Here is an 18,969-nt window from a genome sequence, read left to right on the forward strand (position 1 = left end):
CCCGGCACGACGCCGGGTCCACGCCCTCCGCTGCGCACCCGTGCCCCGTCTCCCACGGGCCGGGTGCGGACTCGTTCGTGTCGCTGTTGGGCCGAATGGGTGAGGGGCGCGAAGATGGTCGCATGAGCAGGTACGAGAGGTACGACGTCACCGACGAGCAGTGGGAGGGCCTGGCCCAGGTCGTGCCGCTGAGGGGCCGCAACGAGTGGCCCTCACGCGTGGACCACCGCACGATCCCCCGGGACGGTCTGGACGCCGCGCCCGGCGCCGAGGTGGAGCAGCGTCGGATGGTCGTCCTGCGCGTGCAGGTCTTCGCCGACGCCCGCGAGGTCGCCGAGTACCTCATCGCCCAGGTCCCCGTGCTGCTCGACCTCACGAGCGCCGACGCCGAAGTCGCCAAGCGCATCCTGGACTTCAGCAGCGGGGTCGTCTTCGGACTGGGCTGCGGGATGCACCGCGTCGACCGCAACGTGTTCCTGCTCGCGCCCGTCGGTACGGAGGTCGACGGTCTCGCCGCGGCCGCCGTCCCTCATTCGTAGGAAGCGTTTCCAGAGGTAACGGTTCGGCGTGCCGGGCCCTGCGTAGCGTCCGCCGTATGGACGTATCCACCCTCCGCCCCACCGTCACCGAACTGCGACTCTCCTCCTTCGCCGCGCACCGGGGGAGGACCCTGCCGCTCGGCCCCGTCACCCTCTTCGCCGGGCCGAGCGGCAGCGGGAAGTCGACCGCGCTGCGCGCGTACGCGGCACTGGCCGGGCTCGGGGCCGGCGCCGCGCTGGGCGAGGTGTTCCCCGATCCGGCGGGCTGTGTGCCGGAGGGTGCGGCACGCGACAGGCAGGGCAGGCGGGGATTCAGGATCGGCTGCACGGTCGACGGACCGGAAGGGCCCGTCCGGCTCGACGTCGCCGTCCAGGCCGACCCCGAACTGCGCGTCGTCGGCGAACGGTTGACCGCCGGCGGGCGGACACTGCTGAGCTCCGCCCTGCGCGACCCCGGGCGTTCCTGCGTCCAGGCCGCCTGGCACACCGCCGGCGACGCCGGGGTCACCCGCGCCCCGCTCCCCGACGACCTGCTCGGCACGGCGCTGCTGCCGCTCCGGGTCGCGGGGACGACGGACGGACAGCGACAGGTCCTCGCGGCCGCGGAGCAGGTCGTGGTGGCACTGCGCTCGGTGTTCCCCTGCGACCCGCGACCCGAGCGGATGCGCGAGCCGGTCGCACCGGGGGAGGGGCGGCTCCGGCCCGGCTGCGACAACCTGGCCGCCGTGCTCCACCGCACCCGCCACGAGTGCACGCGCCGCCACGCGAGGCTGACGTCCGTCGCCCGCGCGGGATGCGCCGGTCCCGTCAGCGAGGTCGGCGTCGAGGAACTCCCCGACGGCACGGTCCGCGCGGTGCTCGGCCGGGGCGCCCCCGAGAGCGCGGGCCTGCCCACCCCGCTCGGCCGGCTCGGCGACGGCGAACTGCGCTTCCTGGCCCTCGCGCTGGTCCTGCTGACCGGCCCCGGTGTGCTGGCGGTCGACCAGGCGGCGGAGGTCCCGCGGGCCCTCCAGTCGCTGACCGTCCTCGCCGAGAACCTGGACCGCGCCCTGGACACGGCCCAGTTGCGCGCCCTCCTGGCTCTGGCCGCTTCCGTCTGCGCCGACGGGCACATGCGCCTCGTGGGGGAGGTGGGGGAGGGGGCGGCCACACGGGGGATCCAGGGCGTGACGGTGGTAGACCTGGTGCGATGACGGAACCGGACGTGAAGGCACTACAGCGCAGACTGGCCGAGTTCGCCGCGGCGCGGAACTGGCAGCCGTACCACACCCCGAAGAACCTCGCCGTGGCGCTGACGGTCGAGGCCGCGGAACTCGTCGAGATCTTCCAGTGGCTGACGCCGGAGGAGTCGGCGCGGGTGATGGACGACCCCCGCAAGGCGCACCGGGTGGCGGACGAGGTCGCCGACGTGCTCGCGTATCTGCTCCAGTTCTGCGAGGTGCTCGGGGTCGACCCGCTCCGGGCGCTCTCGGAGAAGATCGACCGGAACGAGCTCCGCTTCCCGCCGGCCGAACGGGCATCCGACGGTCCCTCCGTACGAGATCGTCACTCTACGGAGTGACTGATCTTTCCCCAAGCGGCCTGCTGTCCACAGATTTCCGAATTCCCCTGGCTTTTCGTCTGGAGGGCCTTCACTCTGGGTAGTGACTCAGTGGGCAGAAAGTCGTACGAACGGGGGCGGCGTGCATGGATGCGGAACGGCTCGTGGCGATCGGCAGGCGCGCACTCGCGGAGTGCCGCGCGGCGCTGGACGTCGTGGCGGAGGCCTGGCAGGCGCAGGCCCTCGCGCAGGCGATCGGGAGTCAACTGGCGGTGAGCGGACCGCAGGTGCTGAGAAGCGAGGCGCGCGGACTCAGCGAGGCAGGCGGCCGGGCCGGCATGCTCGCCGACCCCGCCGTCCTGCGCGCGGGCGGCCCGAGAGCCGCGCAGCTCACGGAAGTGGCGGATCCCGGGCGGTCGTTGGACGCGCTCGGGACCCTGCTCGGCGAGGTCGGCATAGCGCTCGTCGGCGTGGCCTGCGCCACGGACGAGGAGGGTCTGTACTGGCAGTGCATCGAGGCGATCGACGCCGCGGACGAGTCCAGCGACCATGTCCGCGCCATGCTCCACCGGCTCGCCCTGTGCGAGCGCGAACGGGAGCGTCGAAGAGCCCACGGCTGGGAGCGGGACCGGGAGGACGGGACCGGCGGCCGCGAGCTCGCCGCCCGTCGCCCGGACCCGGCGGAGCCGACGGCGAGCCCGCCTTGAGCCCGGAGGGTCCCGTGCGTACCGCGCCGGGCGTCCGCTTCGGTCCACCGCGCGCCCGGGTCCCCTGCGCGGCCGGTACGCCCGCTGTCGGCCCACCGCCTGCCGCACGCGTTCGCACGCCCACGCCCGGCAGGACGTATCGGCACGGCAGGGCGCTGCACGGTCCGGCGCGGCGCTGCACGGTCCCGCGCGGCACGCGCAGCGTGGTCCGGGTTCAGTAAGGCACGCCCGGCTCTGCCCCGCACGGCGCGGCACGGCGAGGTTGAGGCGCGAACCAAGGTGCAGGATGGATGTATGGACCTTCGAATCTTCACCGAACCCCAGCAAGGCGCCTCCTACGACACCCTGCTCACCGTGGCCAGGGCCACCGAGGACCTGGGCTTCGACGCCTTCTTCCGCTCGGACCACTACCTCAGCATGGGGTCGGCCGACGGCCTTCCCGGACCCACCGACGCCTGGATCACCCTGGCCGGCCTCGCCCGCGAGACCCGGCGGATCAGGCTCGGCACCCTGATGACGGCCGGCACCTTCCGGCTCCCCGGTGTGCTCGCCATCCAGGTCGCACAGGTCGACCAGATGTCCGGCGGCCGGGTCGAGCTCGGCCTCGGCGCCGGCTGGTTCGAGGAGGAGCACAAGGCCTACGGCATCCCCTTCCCCAAGGAGAAGTTCGCCCGGCTCGAGGAGCAACTGGCCATCGTCACAGGCCTGTGGAGCACGGAGACCGGCAAGACCTTCGACTACGACGGACGGTACTACCAGCTGAAGGACTCACCCGCGCTGCCCAAGCCCGTCCAGCGGAAGGTCCCGGTGCTCATCGGCGGCCACGGCGCCACCCGCACCCCGCGACTGGCCGCACAGTACGCCGACGAGTTCAACATCCCGTTCGCCTCGATCGAGGACACCGAGCGGCAGTTCGGGCGGGTCCGCGCGGCAGCGGAGGAGGCCGGGCGGTCCCCCGGCGACCTCGTGTACTCCAACGCCCTCGTCGTCTGCGTCGGCAGGGACGACGCGGAGGTCGCCCGCCGCGCCGCCGCCATCGGCCGCGAGGCCGACGAACTCAAGGCCAACGGCCTCGCCGGCTCGCCCGCCGAGGTCGTCGACAAGCTCGGCCGCTACGCCGCCGCGGGCTCCTCCCGCGTCTACCTCCAGATCCTCGACCTGGACGACCTCGACCACCTGGAGCTCATCTCCTCGCAGGTCCAGTCCCAGCTGAACTGAGGCCGTCCGCCGTCCCGCACGCCCTCCCCCCCCGGAGCCACCCGTGAAGCCCGCCCGCAGCCTCGCCGACGCCCTCGCCGGGGACGGCCCGCTCGTCCTCGACGGCGGACTGTCCACCCAACTGGAGGCACAGGGCTGCGACCTGTCCGACGACCTCTGGTCGGCACGGCTGCTCGCCGACGGTCCCGAGCAGATCGAAGCCGCGCACACGGCGTACGCGCGGGCGGGCGCCCAGGTACTCGTCACCGCCAGCTACCAGGCCACCTACGAAGGCTTCGCCGCGCGCGGCACCGACCGGGGCGAGACGGCCGCCCTCCTCGCCCGCAGCGTGGCGCTGGCGCGCGCCGCGGCGGAGCAGCCGGCCCGGGAGGTGTGGGTGGCCGCCTCCGTCGGCCCGTACGGCGCGCTGCTCGCGGACGGCAGCGAGTACCGCGGCCGCTACGGGCTGACGGTGCGGGAGCTGGAGGACTTCCACCGGCCCCGTGTCGCCACGCTCGCCGAGGCCGCCCCGGACGTGTTCGCCCTGGAGACCGTGCCGGACACCGACGAGGCGGCCGCACTGCTGCGGGCCACGGCGGACACCGGCATCCCGGTGTGGCTCTCCTACACGATCGAGGGCGGACGCACCCGCGCCGGCCAGGACCTCGCGGCCGCCTTCGCGCTGGCCGCGGGCCACGACCACGTCATCGCCGTCGGCGTCAACTGCTGCGCGCCCGCGGACGCGGACCGCGCCGTGGGGATCGCCGCCCGAGAGACGGGCCGACCGGTCGTGGTCTATCCCAACAGCGGGGAGCGGTGGGACGCCCGCGCCCGCGCCTGGACCGGCGACGTCGCCTTCGACCCGGCCCGGCTGCCCCACTGGGCCGCCGCAGGCGCGCGACTGGCCGGTGGGTGCTGCCGCGTCGGCCCGGACCGCATCGCCGCCCTGGCAGCGCTCGCGGCACGGCTCTGAGCCGTGCCCGCCGGTCGCCCGCCCACAGCCGCAGACCGAGGAAATCCGCTGGTCGGACGCCGGACGAGTCGGTGATACTCGGACACGTGTTCCTGACGATCAGTACGACCGGCACCCCCGAGCGTCCCGCCACCGACCTGGGCTTCCTGCTGCACAAGCACCCCGACAAGGCGCAGGCGTTCTCCACCTCGCACGGCACGGCCCACGTCCTCTACCCCGAGGCGAGCGCCGAACGCTGCACGGCCGCGCTGCTGCTGGAGGTGGATCCCGTGGCGCTGGTCCGGCGCGGCCGGGGCAAGGGCAGCGGCGGGGCGCCCGACTCGGCCCTCGCCCAGTACGTCAACGACCGGCCCTACGCCGCCTCCTCGCTGCTCTCCGTCGCCATGAGCACCGTCTTCAAGAGCGCACTGCGCGGGGTGTGCGCCGCGATGCCGGAGCGGGCCGCGAGCCCGCTGCCACTGCGGATCGAGGTGCCCGCCCTGCCCGCGCGCGGAGGCGCCGAACTCGTCCGCAAGCTGTTCGGGCCGCTGGGCTGGGACCGGGTGGAGGCCGAGCCGGTCGTGCTCGACGAGCAGTTCCCGGAGTGGGGCGACTCCCGCTACGTACGGCTGACGCTCGAAGGGGAGCTGCGCCTCGCCGACGCCCTGCGCCAGCTCTACGTCCTGCTTCCGGTCCTGGACGACGCCAAGCACTACTGGGTGGCGCCCGACGAGGTCGACAAACTGCTGCGCGCCGGCGAGGGCTGGCTCGCCGACCACCCCGAGCAGAAGCTGATCACCAGCCGCTATCTGTCCCGCCGCTGGGGTCTCACCCGGCAGGCCGCGGAGCGGCTCGAGCTCGTCCGGCTCGCCGAGAGCGACGACCTCGAGGTGGAGGACGTCGACAACGCGGTGGACGAGACGAAGGACACCGAGGAGCGTCCCGTCCCGCTCGCCGAGCAGCGGCGCGCCGCGATCCTGGACGCCCTCCGCACGGCGGGCGCGTCCAGCGTGCTCGACCTGGGCTGCGGTCAGGGCCAGCTCGTCCAGGCGCTCCTGAAGGACACCCGGTTCAGCGACATCGTCGGCGTGGACGTGTCCGTGCGCGCCCTCGCCGTCGCCGCCCGCCGGCTGCGCCTGGAACGCATGGGCGAGCGGCAGTCCGGCCGCGTCACCCTCCTCCAGGGCTCGCTCACGTACACCGACAAGCGCCTCAAGGGCTATGACGCGGCCGTCCTCAGCGAGGTCATCGAGCACCTCGACCTGCCGAGGCTGCCCGCCCTCGAGTACGCCGTGTTCGGTTCCGCCCGCCCGCACACCGTGGTCGTCACCACGCCGAACGTCGAGTACAACGTGCGCTGGGAGACACTGCCCGCCGGACACGTACGCCACAGCGACCACCGCTTCGAGTGGGACCGCCGGGAGTTCCGCGACTGGGCCGCCCGGGTCGCCGAACGGCACGGCTACGGAGTCGTCCACGTACCGGTCGGCGACGACGACCCGGAGGTCGGCCCGCCGACGCAGATGGCCGTGTTCACGCTGGCCGCGGCGGACCGGGCGGCCGGAGCCAGGACGACCGGAGCCCGGGCCGCCGGAGCCCGGCCGGCCGAGTCCCCCGACGCGGACCCGGCGTCCCCGGCCGGCACCACCACCACCACGACCACCACGAAGGAGGGGGCGGCATGACCACCACCACCCGCGAACTGCCCGTCACCGACCTCTCCCTCGTGGTCCTCGTCGGCGCCAGCGGCTCCGGCAAGTCCACGTTCGCCCGCAAGCACTTCAAGCCCACCGAGGTGATCTCCTCCGACTTCTGCCGCGGCCTGGTCGCCGACGACGAGAACGACCAGAGCGCCAGCGGCGACGCCTTCGACGTCCTCCACTACATCGTCGGCAAACGGCTCGCCGCCGGCCGGCTGACCGTCGTCGACGCGACCAGCGTGCAGCGGGAGAGCCGCCGCGAACTCGTCCAGCTCGCCCGCCGGCACGACGTGCTGCCGATCGCGATCGTCCTCGACATGCCCGAGGAGGTGTGCGCCGCACGCAACGCGGCCCGCCCGGACCGGGCCGACATGCCCCGCCACGTCATCCAGCGCCACCGGCGCGAACTGCGCCGCTCCCTGCGCGGCCTGGAACGCGAGGGCTTCCGCAAGGTCCACGTCCTGCGGAGCGTCGAGGAGGCCGACGCCGCCGAGATCGTCCTGGAGAAGCGCTACAACGACCTGCGCCACCTCACCGGACCGTTCGACATCATCGGCGACATCCACGGCTGCAGCTCCGAACTGGACACCCTGCTCGCCCGGCTCGGCTATGTGGACGGCGCACACCCCGAGGGCCGTACCGCGGTCTTCGTCGGCGACCTCGTCGACCGCGGACCGGACAGCCCCGGTGTGCTCCGGCGCGTGATGGGCATGGTCGCCGGCGGCAACGCCCTGTGCGTGCCCGGAAACCACGAGAACAAGCTCGGACGCTGGCTGAAGGGCCGCAACGTCCAGCACACCCACGGCCTCGCCGAGACCATCGAGCAGCTGGAACGCGAGGACGCCAAGGACCCCGAGTTCCGGGGACGGGTGGCGGAGTTCATCGACGGCCTCGTCAGTCACTACGTCCTCGACGAGGGCCGGCTCGTCGTCTGCCACGCCGGACTGCCCGAGAAGTACCACGGCCGCACCTCCGGCCGGGTCCGCTCCCACGCCCTGTACGGCGACACCACCGGCGAGACCGACGAGTTCGGCCTGCCCGTGCGCTACCCGTGGGCCGAGGACTACCGCGGCCGCGCCGCAGTGGTGTACGGGCACACTCCCGTGCCCATGGCCTCCTGGGTCAACAACACCATCTGCCTCGACACCGGTGCCGTCTTCGGCGGCAAGCTGACCGCGCTGCGCTGGCCGGAGCGGGAACTCGTCGACGTCCCCGCCGAGCAGGTCTGGTACGAGCCCGCCAGGCCACTCGTCACCGAGGCGCCCGGCGGGCACGAGGGCCGCCCGCTGGACCTCGCCGACGTCCACGGACGCCGCGTCGTGGAGACCCGCCACATGGGACGCGTCGCCGTCCGCGAGGAGAACGCCGCCGCCGCACTGGAGGTGATGAGCCGCTTCGCGGAGGACCCGCGGCTGCTCGCCTACCTCCCGCCGACCATGGCCCCCACCGCGACCTCGCGGAAGGAGGGCTACCTGGAGCACCCGGAGGAGGCGTTCGCCCAGTACCGGACCGACGGGGTCGAACGGGTCGTGTGCGAGGAGAAGCACATGGGCTCCCGCGCCGTCGCCCTGGTCTGCCGCGACGCGGGCGTCTCACGGGAGCGGTTCGGCGCCGACGGCGTCACCGGCTCCCTGCACACCCGCACCGGCCGCCCGTTCTTCGACGACCCGGCCGTCACCGAGCAGATCCTCGCCCGGCTGCGCACCGCGATCACCGGAGCCGGGCTGTGGGAGGAACTCGGCACCGACTGGCTGCTCCTGGACGCCGAACTCATGCCGTGGTCGCTGAAGGCGTCCGGGCTGCTCCGCAAGCAGTACGCGGCCGTCGGCGCCGCGTCCCGCGCGGTGCTTCCCGGCGCCACCGCCGCCCTCGAGGCGGCCGTGGCCCGCGGGATCGACGCCGGGGACCTCCTGGCCCGCCAGCGCGACCGCGCCGTCGACGCGGCCGCGTTCACCGACGCCTACCGCCGCTACTGCTGGACCACGGACGGCCTGGACGGCGTGCGCCTCGCGCCCTTCCAGATCCTGGCCGTCCAGGGCCGCTCCCTCGCCGGCGTGCCGCACGACGAGCAACTGGCCCGGCTGGACCGGCTGGTGGAGGCGGACGCCACCGACACCGGCCCGGGGCTGCTCCAGCGCACCCGTCGCCTGGTCGTCGACACCGGCGACGAGGCCTCGGTGAAGGCCGGGACCGACTGGTGGCTGGAGATGACCGCCGCGGGCGGCGAGGGCATGGTCGTCAAACCCCTGCACGCCCTCGTCCGCGACGCCAAGGGCCGGCTCGTCCAGCCCGGCATCAAGGTCCGGGGGCGGGAGTACCTGCGGATCATCTACGGCCCCGAGTACACCCGCCCGGACAACCTGACCCGGCTGCGCGGCCGGTTCCTCGGCCACAAGCGCTCGCTGGCCCTGCGCGAGTACGCGCTCGGTCTGGAGGCCCTCGACCGCCTCGCCGACGGTGAGCCGCTGTGGCGCGTCCACGAGGCCGTGTTCGCGGTGCTCGCACTGGAGTCGGAGCCCGTCGACCCGCGGCTGTAGACGGCCGAAGCCGTGCGGGCGGGCACGGTCGGTGCCTCCCCGAAGGGTGTGATCACCCGCTCGGGGCCGGTCCTCGCGGACCGCGCCCCGGCGGGTGGACACGGCACGCGATGAGGGGGACAGGAGGGGCGCGACCACCGTCCGGAGGGTGGCCGGGGACCGTTGACCGGCAGCGGACCGCGCCCCGCCGAGCCGGCCCGTATTCCGCTGCCGCAGCAGCACGCCGCACGGGCCGCCGGCCCGCTCGCGCGGCGGCCGCCCGCGCCCCGGGACGCTGCCCGCCGGCCGGCTCGCCCCGGCGTCGGCATCACCGCGCTCACCCCGGCCGCGCGGAGCCCGGGTCGGCCGTCGGCGCCGGCCGACCCGAGGGGTCACGCCGCTCGGCGACCGACTGCGGCGACCGTCTGCGGCCATCGCCTGCGGGGCGACCGCGTCGGCGGCACCCACCACCTCGGCGGCTCCTTCGGGCCGGCACTCCGGCCCGGTCCCGGCCGCCGGGCCGACCCGGGGCCCGCCCGCAGAACGTCCGACGGGCCACCAACGGGCTGCCGGGACGACCGGTCGGTGCGCCGCCCCTCGTCCACGGGCTCGCGGTCGCGGCGCACGCGAGGCGGTGACCAGCCGGGGGGAGCGGGCTGCCGGAACCGGTCGACGCGGCTCACCTTGTTCGGGAGCTCGCGGTCGCGGAGCACCTCCTACGGCCACCAGCCGGGCGGGAGCGGGCTGCCGGAACCGGCCGGCGCGGCGCCCTTCGTCCGCGAGCTCGCCGGCGACGCACTCCGCGCGGCCGCGCGGAGTGCGCGATACGACAGGAGACGGTCCGGGCGTTCGCCGGGTGAAGTGCCCTCCGGACGGCCAGGATGGGGGCATGGGATTCCATGTCGACTCCGAGACCGGGCGACTGCGCCGGGTCATACTGCACCGGCCGGATCTGGAACTGAAGAGGCTCACGCCCAGCAACAAGGACGCGCTGCTCTTCGACGACCTGCTCTGGGTCCGGCGCGCCCGCCAGGAGCACGACGGCTTCGCCGACGTGCTGCGCGACAGGGGTGTGGCCGTGCACCTCTTCGGCGATCTGCTCCGCGAGTCGCTGGAGATCCCGGAGGCCCGCAAACTCGTGCTGGACCGGGTCTTCGACGAGAAGGAGTACGGCCCGCTCGCCACGGACCATCTGCGGGCCGCCTTCGAGGAGATGGACGCCGGCGGGCTCACCGAGGTGCTCATCGGCGGCATGACGAAGCGGGAGTTCCTCGCCGGCCACTCCGAGCCGTCGTCCGTCCGTTTCCACGTCATGGACCTCGACGACTTCCTTCTCGGCCCTCTGCCCAACCACATCTTCACCCGTGACACCTCCGCCTGGATCTACGACGGTGTCTCCATCAACGCGATGCGCTGGCCCGCCCGTCAGCGCGAGACCGTGCACTTCGAGGCGATCTACAAGCACCATCCGCTGTTCACGGGCCCCGAAGCGGGCGAGTTCCACCACTGGTCCGAAGGCCAGGACGACTACCCGTCCACCATCGAGGGCGGAGACGTCCTCGTCATCGGCAACGGCGCCGTCCTCATCGGCATGAGCGAGCGCACCACCCCGCAGGCCGTGGAGATGCTCGCCCGGGGGCTGTTCGCGGCCGGCTCCGCCCGGACGATCGTCGCGCTCGACATGCCCAAGCGCCGCGCCTTCATGCACCTGGACACGGTGATGACGATGGTGGACCACGACACGTTCACCCAGTACGCGGGGCTCGGGATGCTGCGCTCGTACACGATCGAACCGGCGCCGGGCGACCGGGCCATGTCCCTGCGGGTCACCGACCATCCGCCGGAGCACATGCACAGCGCCATCGCGGCGGCCCTGGGGCTGAAGGACATCCGTGTGCTCACCGCGACGCAGGACGTGCACTCGGCGGAGCGGGAGCAGTGGGACGACGGCTGCAACGTCCTCGCCGTCGAGCCCGGCGTCGTCGTGGCGTACGACCGCAATGTGACGACCAACACACATCTGCGCAAGCAGGGGATCGAGGTGATCGAGATCCCGGGCAGCGAACTCGGCCGCGGCCGGGGCGGCCCCCGCTGCATGAGCTGCCCCGTGGAGCGGGACGCCGTCCAGACCGGCTCGTGACGACGGCACCCCCGGTCGTATAGCAATACGGGATCACGTATACACTTCCAATGTCCCGTTCGCGATCCAGGAGCAGCCGACCATGGCGACACAACTCGCAGGCCGCCACTTCCTCAAGGAGCTCGACTTCACGGCCGAGGAGTTCCGCGGCCTGGTCGGCCTGGCCGCCGAGCTCAAGGCCGCCAAGCGAACCGGCACCGAGGAGCAGCGCCTCCGCGGGAAGAACATCGCGCTGATCTTCGAGAAGACCTCCACCCGCACCCGCTGCGCCTTCGAGGTCGCCGCAGCCGACCAGGGCGCGTCGACGACGTACCTCGACCCGGCCGCGTCCCAGCTGGGGCACAAGGAGTCGGTCAGGGACACCGCACGCGTCCTCGGCCGGATGTTCGACGGTATCGAGTACCGGGGGGACAGCCAGGCGGCCGTCGAGGAGCTCGCCGCGTACGCCGGGGTCCCGGTGTTCAACGGCCTCACGGACGACTGGCACCCCACCCAGATGCTCGCCGACGTGCTCACCATGACCGAGCACAGCGACAAGCCCCTCACCTCGATCGCACTGGCCTACCTCGGCGACGCCCGCTTCAACATGGGCAACTCCTACCTCGCCACCGGCGCCCTGCTCGGCATGGACGTGCGGATCGTCGCCCCCAAGTCCTACTGGCCCGGCGACGAGGTCGTCGCCGCGGCCCGCGAGGCCGCCGCGAGGAGCGGGGCGACGATCACCCTCACCGAGGACATCGCCGAGGGCGTCGCGGGCGCGGACTTCGTCGCCACCGACGTCTGGGTCTCCATGGGCGAGCCCAAGGAGGTGTGGGACGAGCGCATCGCGGCCCTCGCCCCCTACGCGGTGACCATGGACGTCCTGCGCGCCACCGGCAACCCGGACGTCAAGTTCCTCCACTGCCTGCCCGCCTTCCACGACCTCGGCACCCGCATCGGCCGCGAGCTCCACGAACGGCACGGGCTGACCGAGCTCGAGGTCACCGACGAGGTCTTCGAGTCCGCCCACTCGGTCGTCTTCGACGAGGCCGAGAACCGGATGCACACGATCAAGGCCGTCCTCGTCGCGACCATGGCCGAGGCCGGGGCGCCGCACCCGCGATGAGGGCCATGTGGGCCGCTGCGGTTAGCATCTGTCCCGTTCAGGTGGGGTTCGGGCTCACAAGGCCCGGACCCCTTCGCGTTGCACCACCCCCGCACCACCGAGAAGAGAACCACCCATGCGCACCAAGAGCCCTGCCCAACTGATCGCCGAATCCGGCGCGGATCGCGAGGGCCACGGCCTCAAGCGCACCATGGGACTCTTCCAGCTCGTCTGCTTCGGCGTCGGCGCCATCGTCGGCACCGGCATCTTCGTCGGCCTGTCCGACAGCGTCGCCGAGGCCGGCCCGGCCGTCGTCGTCTCCTTCGTCCTCGCCGCGATCACCTGCGTCTTCACCGCCTTCTCCTTCGCCGAGCTGGGCAGCGCCATCCCCGTGTCCGGCTCGTCGTACTCCTTCGCCTACGCCACCCTCGGCGAACGCGTCGCCTTCCTCACCGGCTGGTGCCTGCTGCTGGAGTACGGCGTGTCCGTCTCCGCCGTCGCCGTCGGCTGGGGCCAGTACCTCAACGAACTCCTCGGCGGCCTGACCGGCCACCGGCTGCCCGCCGCACTCGCCGCCCCGCCCGGGGAAGGCGGCGTCGTGAACCTCCCCGCCGTCGTCGTGATCCTCCTCGCCGCGACCCTCCTCGTCCGCGGCATCCGCGAGTCCGCCCGCGCCACGGCCGCCATGGCCGTCGTCAAGCTCGCCGTCCTCGGCCTCTTCTGCGCCGTCGCCTTCACCGCCTACGAGTCCGGCAACCTCACCCCCTTCGCCCCGTACGAGCTCGCCGGCATCACCTCCGGCGCCTCGCTCGCCTTCTTCTCGTACATCGGCTTCGACGCCATCACCACCGCCGGCGAGGAAGTGAAGAACCCCCGCCGCAACATCCCCCTCGCGATCATGATCTGCATCGGCCTGGTCACCCTGCTGTACTGCACGGTCGCGCTCGGTGCCATCGGCGCGATGTCCGCGGACGACGTCGCCGACAAGCCCGCCGCCCTGTCCCTCATCGTCGACAAGGTCACCGGCTCCGGCATCGGCGGCGGCGTCATCGCCTTCGGCGCCGTGGTCGCCATCGCGTCCGTCGTCCTCGCCGTGATGTACGGCCAGACCCGCATCCTGATGTCGATGTCCCGCGACGGGCTCGTGCCCCGCGTCTTCCAGCGCGTCTCCCCGCGCACCGCGACACCCGTCGCCAACACCTGGATCGTCGCCGCCGTCTTCGCCGTGCCGGCCGCCGTCGTCCCCCTCGACGTGGTGATGAACCTGACGACCATCGGCACGCTCGCCGTCATGGCCGTGGTGAACGTCGCCGTGATCGCCCTGCGCCGCCGCCACCCCGGCACCGAGACCTCGTTCCGGGTGCCGCTGTACCCCCTCAGCCCCGCGCTCGGTGTGCTGTTCTGCCTCTATCTGATGTGGGGCACCGGCTGGACGACCTGGCTCCAGTTCGCCGTCTTCCTCGCCGCCGGCGCCCTGGTCTACGCCCTCTACGGCCGCCGCAACTCGCGCCTCGCCGGCACCGGAACCACCTCGTCCGGGCCGGAGGAGGGGACGAGGACCGAGGTCACGCCTGAGCGGGAGCCCCAAGGAGTCTGAACCAGACCGCCTTGCCCCGCGCGGTCGGACGGTGCCCGCACGCCGCGCTCAGCGTACGCACCAGCAGCAGCCCGCGGCCGTTCTCCTGCCAGGGGTCGGGCATCGCGTACGGGGGCGGCCCGGACAGATCGCCGGGCGGGGACGGGTCGGGGTCGTGCACCTCGACCCGGCAGCCCTCCGGCAGCAGCTCCACCGCGAGCTCGATGGGGGAGACCCCGTCGGTGTGCTCCACGGCATTGGCGACGAGCTCGGCCGTGAGCAGCTCCGCCGTGTCGCAGTCGGCCCCCTCCTCGACGTCCGCCAGCGCGGTACGCACCAGGGCGCGCGCGATCGGCACCGCCGCAGTGGTGTGCGGCAGTGCGATCCGCCAGAGGCCGGTGGCCTCGACGGCAGGGGCGGTTCCGGGGGAGTGGGACAAGGCTCTGATTCCGATCGCGGCGCACGAGGGCCGGTACTGCGTCTGGTACTGGTTTCAACCTTACGAGACGGAATCAGCGGGCCCGGCAGAGCCCCCTGCCGCTCCGGCCGGCCGGTGCCGCACCCGTGAACCGCCGGGCCCCGCGCCACACCCAGACACGCCCTCCGCCGAGCCGCGGGCCTCCCCGCTCGTCGTCAGCCTTCACCCGAGCCGCCGTCTCTCCGTGTGTTATCGCGCCCTCGTGACGGAAGTCACGGAAGAGTGATAAATTCGGGTGGCAGGCAGACGTGGGACGAAACGCGCCCACCGAAGGAGGCCACACGTCCATGAGCCCCTTTCCGAGCTCCGCACCCCGCACCGAGGACTGGCGTCACATCCGCCTGACCAGGCAGGACGGCGTCGCCACCGTCACCCTCGACCGCCCGGAGAAACTCAACGCGCTCACCTTCGGCGCCTACGCCGACCTGCGCGATCTGCTCGCCGAACTCTCCCGGGAACGCTCCGTGCGCGCCCTGGTCCTCGCCGGCGAGGGCCGCGGCTTCTGCTCCGGCGGCGACGTCGACGACATCATCGGCGCCACCCTCGCCATGGACACCGCCCAGCTCCTCGACTTCAACCGGATGACCGGCCAGGTCGTGCGCGCCCTGCGCGAATGCCCCTTCCCCGTGATCGCCGCGGTCCACGGCGTCGCCGCCGGAGCCGGAGCCGTCCTCGCCCTCGCCGCCGACTTCCGCGTCGCCGACCCCACCGCCCGGTTCTCGTTCCTCTTCACCAAGGTCGGACTCTCCGGCGGGGACATGGGCGCCGCCTACCTGCTGCCCCGCGTCGTCGGACTCGGCCACGCCACCCGGCTGCTGATGCTCGGCGAACCCGTCCGCGCCACCGAGGCCGAACGCATCGGACTCATCAGCGAACTCACCGAGGAGGGCCAGGCCGACAAGGCCGCCGCCGATCTGGCCCGCCGTCTCGCCGACGGCCCCGCCCTCGCCCACGCCCAGACCAAGGCCCTGCTCACCGCGGAACTCGACATGCCGCTCGCCGCCTCGGTCGAACTCGACGCCGCCACCCAGGCGCTGCTGATGAACGGCGAGGACTACGCCGAGTTCCACGCCGCCTTCACCGAGAAGCGCGCCCCGAACTGGCAGGGCCGATGACCCCGCCCGCCGCCCCGGACACCCCGCCCCGCGCCCAGGACACCCCTGACACCCCCCGAGCCGCCCCCGGCCCACCACGACGCGACACCGCCCTGCGCATCGCCGTCGTCGGCGGCGGCCCCGGCGGCCTGTACGCCGCCGCACTCCTCAAACGCCTCGACCCCGCACGCGACATCACCGTCTGGGAACGCAACGCCCCCGACGACACCTTCGGCTTCGGAGTCGTCCTCTCCGACGAGACGCTCGGCGGCATCGAACACGCCGACCCCACCGTCTACCGCGCACTCCAGCGCGCCTTCGTCCGCTGGGACGACATCGACATCGTCCGCCGCGGCCACACCCTCACCTCCGGCGGACACGGATTCGCCGCACTCGGCCGCCGTACCCTCCTGCGCATCCTCCACGACCGCTGCGAGGAACTCGGCGTACGGCTCCGCTTCCGCACCCCCGCCCCACTCGCGGCCGAACTCGCCCGCCGGCACGACCTCGTCATCGCCGCCGACGGCATCAACAGCACCACCCGCGCCGCGCACGCCGACGTCTTCCGGCCCCGCGTGACCACCCACCGATGCCGCTACATCTGGCTCGCCGCCGACTTCGCCCTCGACGCCTTCCGCTTCGACATCGCCGAGACCGAACACGGCGTCATGCAACTCCACGGCTACCCCTTCGAACGCCCCGGACCCGCACCCCACCAGCGGACCGGACACCCCGGCGAGCCCCCCACGACCGGCGCCTCCACCGTCATCGTCGAGATGCGCGAGGAAGTCTGGCGCGCCGCCGGCCTCGACGAGTGCGACGAACAGCAGTCCGCGGAACGCTGCGCCAAGATCTTCGCCGACGCCCTCGGCGGGCGGCCCCTCCGCGGCAACAACTCCGCCTGGACCGCGTTCCGCACCGTCGTCAACGAACGCTGGTCCCACGGCAACACCGTCCTCCTCGGCGACGCCGCCCACACCGCCCACTTCTCCATCGGCTCCGGCACCAAACTCGCCGTCGAGGACGCCCTGGCCCTCGCCGCCTGCATCGAGGAACACCCCACCCTCCCCGACGCCCTCACCGCCTACGAGGCCGAACGCCGCCCCGTCGTCGAATCCACCCAGCGCGCCGCAGCCGCCAGCCTCCGCTGGTTCGAGGAACTCCACACCTACGTCGACCAGCCGCCCCGGCAGTTCGCCTTCAACCTCCTCACCCGCAGCCGGCGTGTCACCCACGACAACCTCCGGCTGCGCGACCCCGCCTTCACCCGCACCGTCGAGGACGACTTCGGCTGCCCGCCCGGCACCCCGCCCATGTTCACGCCCCTGCGACTGCGCGGACTGACCCTGCGCAACCGGGTCGTCGTCTCACCCATGGACATGTACTCCGCCACCGACGGCAACCCCGGCGACTTCCACCTCGTCCACCTCGGGGCCCGAGCCCTCGGCGGAGCCGGACTCGTCATGACCGAGATGGTCTGCGTCAGCGCCGACGGCCGCATCACCCCCGGCTGCACCGGCCTCTACACCGACGCCCACACCACCGCCTGGCGCCGCGTCACCGACTTCGTCCACGACCAGGCCCCCGGCACCGCCATCGGCGTCCAGCTCGGCCACTCCGGCCGCAAAGGCTCCACCCGGCTCATGTGGGACGGCATCGACCAGCCCCTGCCCGACGGCAACTGGCCCCTCGTCGCCGCCTCACCCCTCCCGTACCGGACCGGCGTCAACCAGACACCCCACCAGCTCGACCGTGACGGACTCGCCCTCGTCCGCGACCAGTTCGCCGCCGCCGCCCGCCGCGCCGCCGACAGCGGATTCGACCTCCTCGAACTCCACTGCGCCCACGGCTATCTCCTCTCCGGCTTCCTCTCCCCGCTCACCAACCACCGCACCGACGCCTACGGGGGCAGCCTCGCCAACCGCCTCCGCTACCCCCTCGAAGTCTTCGACACCGTCCGCGACATCTGGCCCGACGACCTGCCGATGACCGTCCGGATCTCCGCCACCGACTGGGCCGCCGGCGGCACCACGGCCGACGACGCCGTCGAGATCGCACGTGCCTTCGCCGCCCACGGCGCCGACGCCATCGACGTCTCCACCGGCCAGGTCGTCCCCGACGAACGCCCCGAGTACGGCCGCTCCTTCCAGACCCCGTTCGCCGACCGCATCCGCAACACCCTCCGCGTCCCCGTCATTGCCGTCGGCGCGATCTCCTCCTGGGACGACGTCAACTCACTCCTCCTCGCAGGCCGCACCGACCTGTGCGCCCTGGCCAGGCCCCACCTCTACGACCCCCACTGGACACTCCACGCCGCCGCCGAACAGAACTACACAGGCCCCGCCGCACCCTGGCCCGCGCCCTACCGCGCCGGCAGCCGCACACCCCCCACCGGCCGCACCGACGCCCCCAGACCACGCCTCACCCTCACCGGGAAGCCGCAGCCGTAGTCCCGGAAAGCCGCCCCGGCCGGCAGCCCCGGAAAGCCCCGCCGCAGCCGGCGGCCCCGGAAAGCCGCACCCCGGCGGGCCGGACCGGCCGGCCCGCGGCCCACCCGCCGTACGGGAACAGCCGCCGCCGGTACCGCGCACACCGGGCGCTCACACGCCGGCAGACCGGACGAACCCCGCACCCGCGTCGCGCAACCGCTCGTGCAACGCCGAGAACACCGCCGCCGAACGCCCGCCCGGCCAGCCCGCCGGCAACAGCTCCGCAGGCAGCCCCGGATCCGCGTACGGCAACCGGCGCCACGAATCCAGCGCCAGGAGATAGTCCCGGTACGCCTCCTCGGCCGACGTCTCCCCCCGCGACTCCCACGCCCGCAGCACCGGACCGTGCACGTCCAGGAACTCCTCGTGCTGCTTGGCCACCCCCGCCAGGTCCCACCAGCGGCCCACCGCCTCGGCCGTCGCCGCGAACCCCAGATGCTCGCCCCGGAACAGATCCACATACGGGTCCAGCTGCAGCCGCCGCAGCGTGTGCCGCGTCTCCTCGAAGAAACGCGCCGGCGCGATCCACACCCCCGGCGCCGCCGTCCCGAACCCCAGCCGGCCCAGACGCGACCGCAGCAGATGCCGCTTGTGCCGCTCCGCCTCCGGCACCGAGAACACGGCCAGCACCCAGCCGTCCGACAACAACGCCGCACGGCCGCCGAAAATGCGCTCGTCGCCGTCGTCCAGCAGCTGCCGGGCGTCGGCCGACAGGGCGTAGCCCGCCGCCCCGGACGCCGTCCGCTCCGGGACGAGCAGTCCCCGCCGCTTCAGCCGCGACACCGACGAACGCACCGAAGGGGCGTCCACCCCCACCGCCCCCAGCAGCCGGATCAGCTCCGCCACCGCGAACGGCCCCGCCGACTCGCGTCCGTACGCGCCGTACAGGGTGACGATCAGGGAACGGGGAGTGTGCTGCTCGGCCACGTGATCACTCTAGGCCGTGCCCGCCACACG

General features: G+C 73.2%; 15 protein-coding genes. 13 read left to right on the forward strand and 2 right to left on the reverse strand.

Annotated elements, in window-relative coordinates; all coding sequences use genetic code 11:
* Window positions 1-122: 122 nt before the first annotated feature.
* The 11 genes from QRN89_RS26530 (at window position 123) to QRN89_RS26580 (ending at window position 13,972) form a co-directional block, all read left to right on the forward strand.
* Window positions 123-539 (forward strand): cell division protein SepF, encoded by a 417-nt coding sequence (locus QRN89_RS26530; RefSeq protein ID WP_290351879.1) that lies wholly within the window; start codon window positions 123-125, stop codon window positions 537-539.
* A gap of 56 nt (window positions 540-595) precedes the next feature.
* The gene (locus QRN89_RS26535) at window positions 596-1,732 is read left to right on the forward strand and encodes an AAA family ATPase (RefSeq protein WP_290351881.1); all 1,137 of its coding nucleotides are present in this window, start codon (window positions 596-598) and stop codon (window positions 1,730-1,732) included.
* The gene (locus QRN89_RS26540) at window positions 1,729-2,100 is read left to right on the forward strand and encodes a nucleotide pyrophosphohydrolase (RefSeq protein WP_290351882.1); all 372 of its coding nucleotides are present in this window, start codon (window positions 1,729-1,731) and stop codon (window positions 2,098-2,100) included. Before QRN89_RS26535 ends, QRN89_RS26540 begins: the two co-directional genes overlap by 4 nt.
* Before the next feature lie 125 nt (window positions 2,101-2,225).
* Window positions 2,226-2,786, forward strand: coding sequence for a DUF6099 family protein (locus tag QRN89_RS26545; RefSeq protein ID WP_290351884.1), 561 nt, complete (start codon window positions 2,226-2,228; stop codon window positions 2,784-2,786).
* Window positions 2,787-3,080: 294 nt separating this feature from the next.
* Window positions 3,081-4,004: an LLM class F420-dependent oxidoreductase gene (locus QRN89_RS26550; protein ID WP_290351885.1), complete on the forward strand. Its 924-nt coding sequence runs from the start codon at window positions 3,081-3,083 to the stop codon at window positions 4,002-4,004.
* Window positions 4,005-4,047: 43 nt separating this feature from the next.
* Entirely contained in the window at window positions 4,048-4,956 is a 909-nt protein-coding gene (gene mmuM / locus QRN89_RS26555) for a homocysteine S-methyltransferase (RefSeq protein ID WP_290351886.1), read from the forward strand.
* An 86-nt stretch (window positions 4,957-5,042) separates the two neighbouring features.
* Window positions 5,043-6,620 carry a 3' terminal RNA ribose 2'-O-methyltransferase Hen1 gene (locus QRN89_RS26560; RefSeq protein WP_290351887.1) on the forward strand — a complete coding sequence of 526 codons (1,578 nt, stop codon included), beginning with the start codon at window positions 5,043-5,045 and terminating at the stop codon, window positions 6,618-6,620.
* Entirely contained in the window at window positions 6,617-9,172 is a 2,556-nt protein-coding gene (locus QRN89_RS26565) for a polynucleotide kinase-phosphatase (protein ID WP_290351889.1), read from the forward strand. Before QRN89_RS26560 ends, QRN89_RS26565 begins: the two co-directional genes overlap by 4 nt.
* Before the next feature lie 868 nt (window positions 9,173-10,040).
* Window positions 10,041-11,291, forward strand: coding sequence for an arginine deiminase (locus QRN89_RS26570; RefSeq protein WP_290351891.1), 1,251 nt, complete (start codon window positions 10,041-10,043; stop codon window positions 11,289-11,291).
* Between the two features lie 82 nt (window positions 11,292-11,373).
* Window positions 11,374-12,396 carry an ornithine carbamoyltransferase gene (gene argF / locus QRN89_RS26575; protein ID WP_290351892.1) on the forward strand — a complete coding sequence of 341 codons (1,023 nt, stop codon included), beginning with the start codon at window positions 11,374-11,376 and terminating at the stop codon, window positions 12,394-12,396.
* A 115-nt stretch (window positions 12,397-12,511) separates the two neighbouring features.
* Window positions 12,512-13,972, forward strand: coding sequence for an amino acid permease (locus QRN89_RS26580; protein ID WP_290351893.1), 1,461 nt, complete (start codon window positions 12,512-12,514; stop codon window positions 13,970-13,972).
* On the opposite strand, the gene QRN89_RS26585 is transcribed toward QRN89_RS26580, so the two are convergent.
* A complete protein-coding gene (locus tag QRN89_RS26585; protein WP_290351894.1) occupies window positions 13,941-14,390 on the reverse strand; it encodes an ATP-binding protein in 450 nt (149 codons plus the stop codon). The genes QRN89_RS26580 and QRN89_RS26585 overlap by 32 nt on opposite strands.
* A gap of 326 nt (window positions 14,391-14,716) precedes the next feature.
* Between QRN89_RS26585 and QRN89_RS26590 the strand changes: the two genes are divergently transcribed.
* Both QRN89_RS26590 and QRN89_RS26595 read left to right on the forward strand, forming a co-directional pair.
* Window positions 14,717-15,544 (forward strand): enoyl-CoA hydratase family protein, encoded by an 828-nt coding sequence (locus tag QRN89_RS26590; RefSeq protein WP_290351895.1) that lies wholly within the window; start codon window positions 14,717-14,719, stop codon window positions 15,542-15,544.
* A complete protein-coding gene (locus QRN89_RS26595) occupies window positions 15,541-17,973 on the forward strand; it encodes a bifunctional salicylyl-CoA 5-hydroxylase/oxidoreductase (RefSeq protein WP_290351896.1) in 2,433 nt (810 codons plus the stop codon). Before QRN89_RS26590 ends, QRN89_RS26595 begins: the two co-directional genes overlap by 4 nt.
* 150 nt (window positions 17,974-18,123) lie before the next feature.
* On the opposite strand, the gene QRN89_RS26600 is transcribed toward QRN89_RS26595, so the two are convergent.
* Window positions 18,124-18,939: a PaaX family transcriptional regulator gene (locus tag QRN89_RS26600; RefSeq protein ID WP_290351897.1), complete on the reverse strand. Its 816-nt coding sequence runs from the start codon at window positions 18,937-18,939 to the stop codon at window positions 18,124-18,126.
* Window positions 18,940-18,969 lie beyond the last annotated feature (30 nt).

The sequence above is a fragment of the Streptomyces sp. HUAS CB01 genome (genome assembly GCF_030406905.1).
Lineage (GTDB): Bacteria > Actinomycetota > Actinomycetes > Streptomycetales > Streptomycetaceae > Streptomyces > Streptomyces chengbuensis.

What these genes read in the sequence shown, in the direction of transcription:
- QRN89_RS26595 (WP_290351896.1), top strand. Translation starts at nt 15,541, where the DNA reads ATGACCCCGCCCGCCGCCCCGGACACCCCGCCCCGCGCCCAGGACACC.
- argF (WP_290351892.1), top strand. Translation starts at nt 11,374, where the DNA reads ATGGCGACACAACTCGCAGGCCGCCACTTCCTCAAGGAGCTCGACTTC.
- QRN89_RS26530 (WP_290351879.1), top strand. Translation starts at nt 123, where the DNA reads ATGAGCAGGTACGAGAGGTACGACGTCACCGACGAGCAGTGGGAGGGC.
- QRN89_RS26535 (WP_290351881.1), top strand. Translation starts at nt 596, where the DNA reads ATGGACGTATCCACCCTCCGCCCCACCGTCACCGAACTGCGACTCTCC.
- QRN89_RS26565 (WP_290351889.1), top strand. Translation starts at nt 6,617, where the DNA reads ATGACCACCACCACCCGCGAACTGCCCGTCACCGACCTCTCCCTCGTG.
- QRN89_RS26545 (WP_290351884.1), top strand. Translation starts at nt 2,226, where the DNA reads ATGGATGCGGAACGGCTCGTGGCGATCGGCAGGCGCGCACTCGCGGAG.
- QRN89_RS26570 (WP_290351891.1), top strand. Translation starts at nt 10,041, where the DNA reads ATGGGATTCCATGTCGACTCCGAGACCGGGCGACTGCGCCGGGTCATA.
- QRN89_RS26580 (WP_290351893.1), top strand. Translation starts at nt 12,512, where the DNA reads ATGCGCACCAAGAGCCCTGCCCAACTGATCGCCGAATCCGGCGCGGAT.
- QRN89_RS26540 (WP_290351882.1), top strand. Translation starts at nt 1,729, where the DNA reads ATGACGGAACCGGACGTGAAGGCACTACAGCGCAGACTGGCCGAGTTC.
- QRN89_RS26590 (WP_290351895.1), top strand. Translation starts at nt 14,717, where the DNA reads ATGAGCCCCTTTCCGAGCTCCGCACCCCGCACCGAGGACTGGCGTCAC.
- QRN89_RS26550 (WP_290351885.1), top strand. Translation starts at nt 3,081, where the DNA reads ATGGACCTTCGAATCTTCACCGAACCCCAGCAAGGCGCCTCCTACGAC.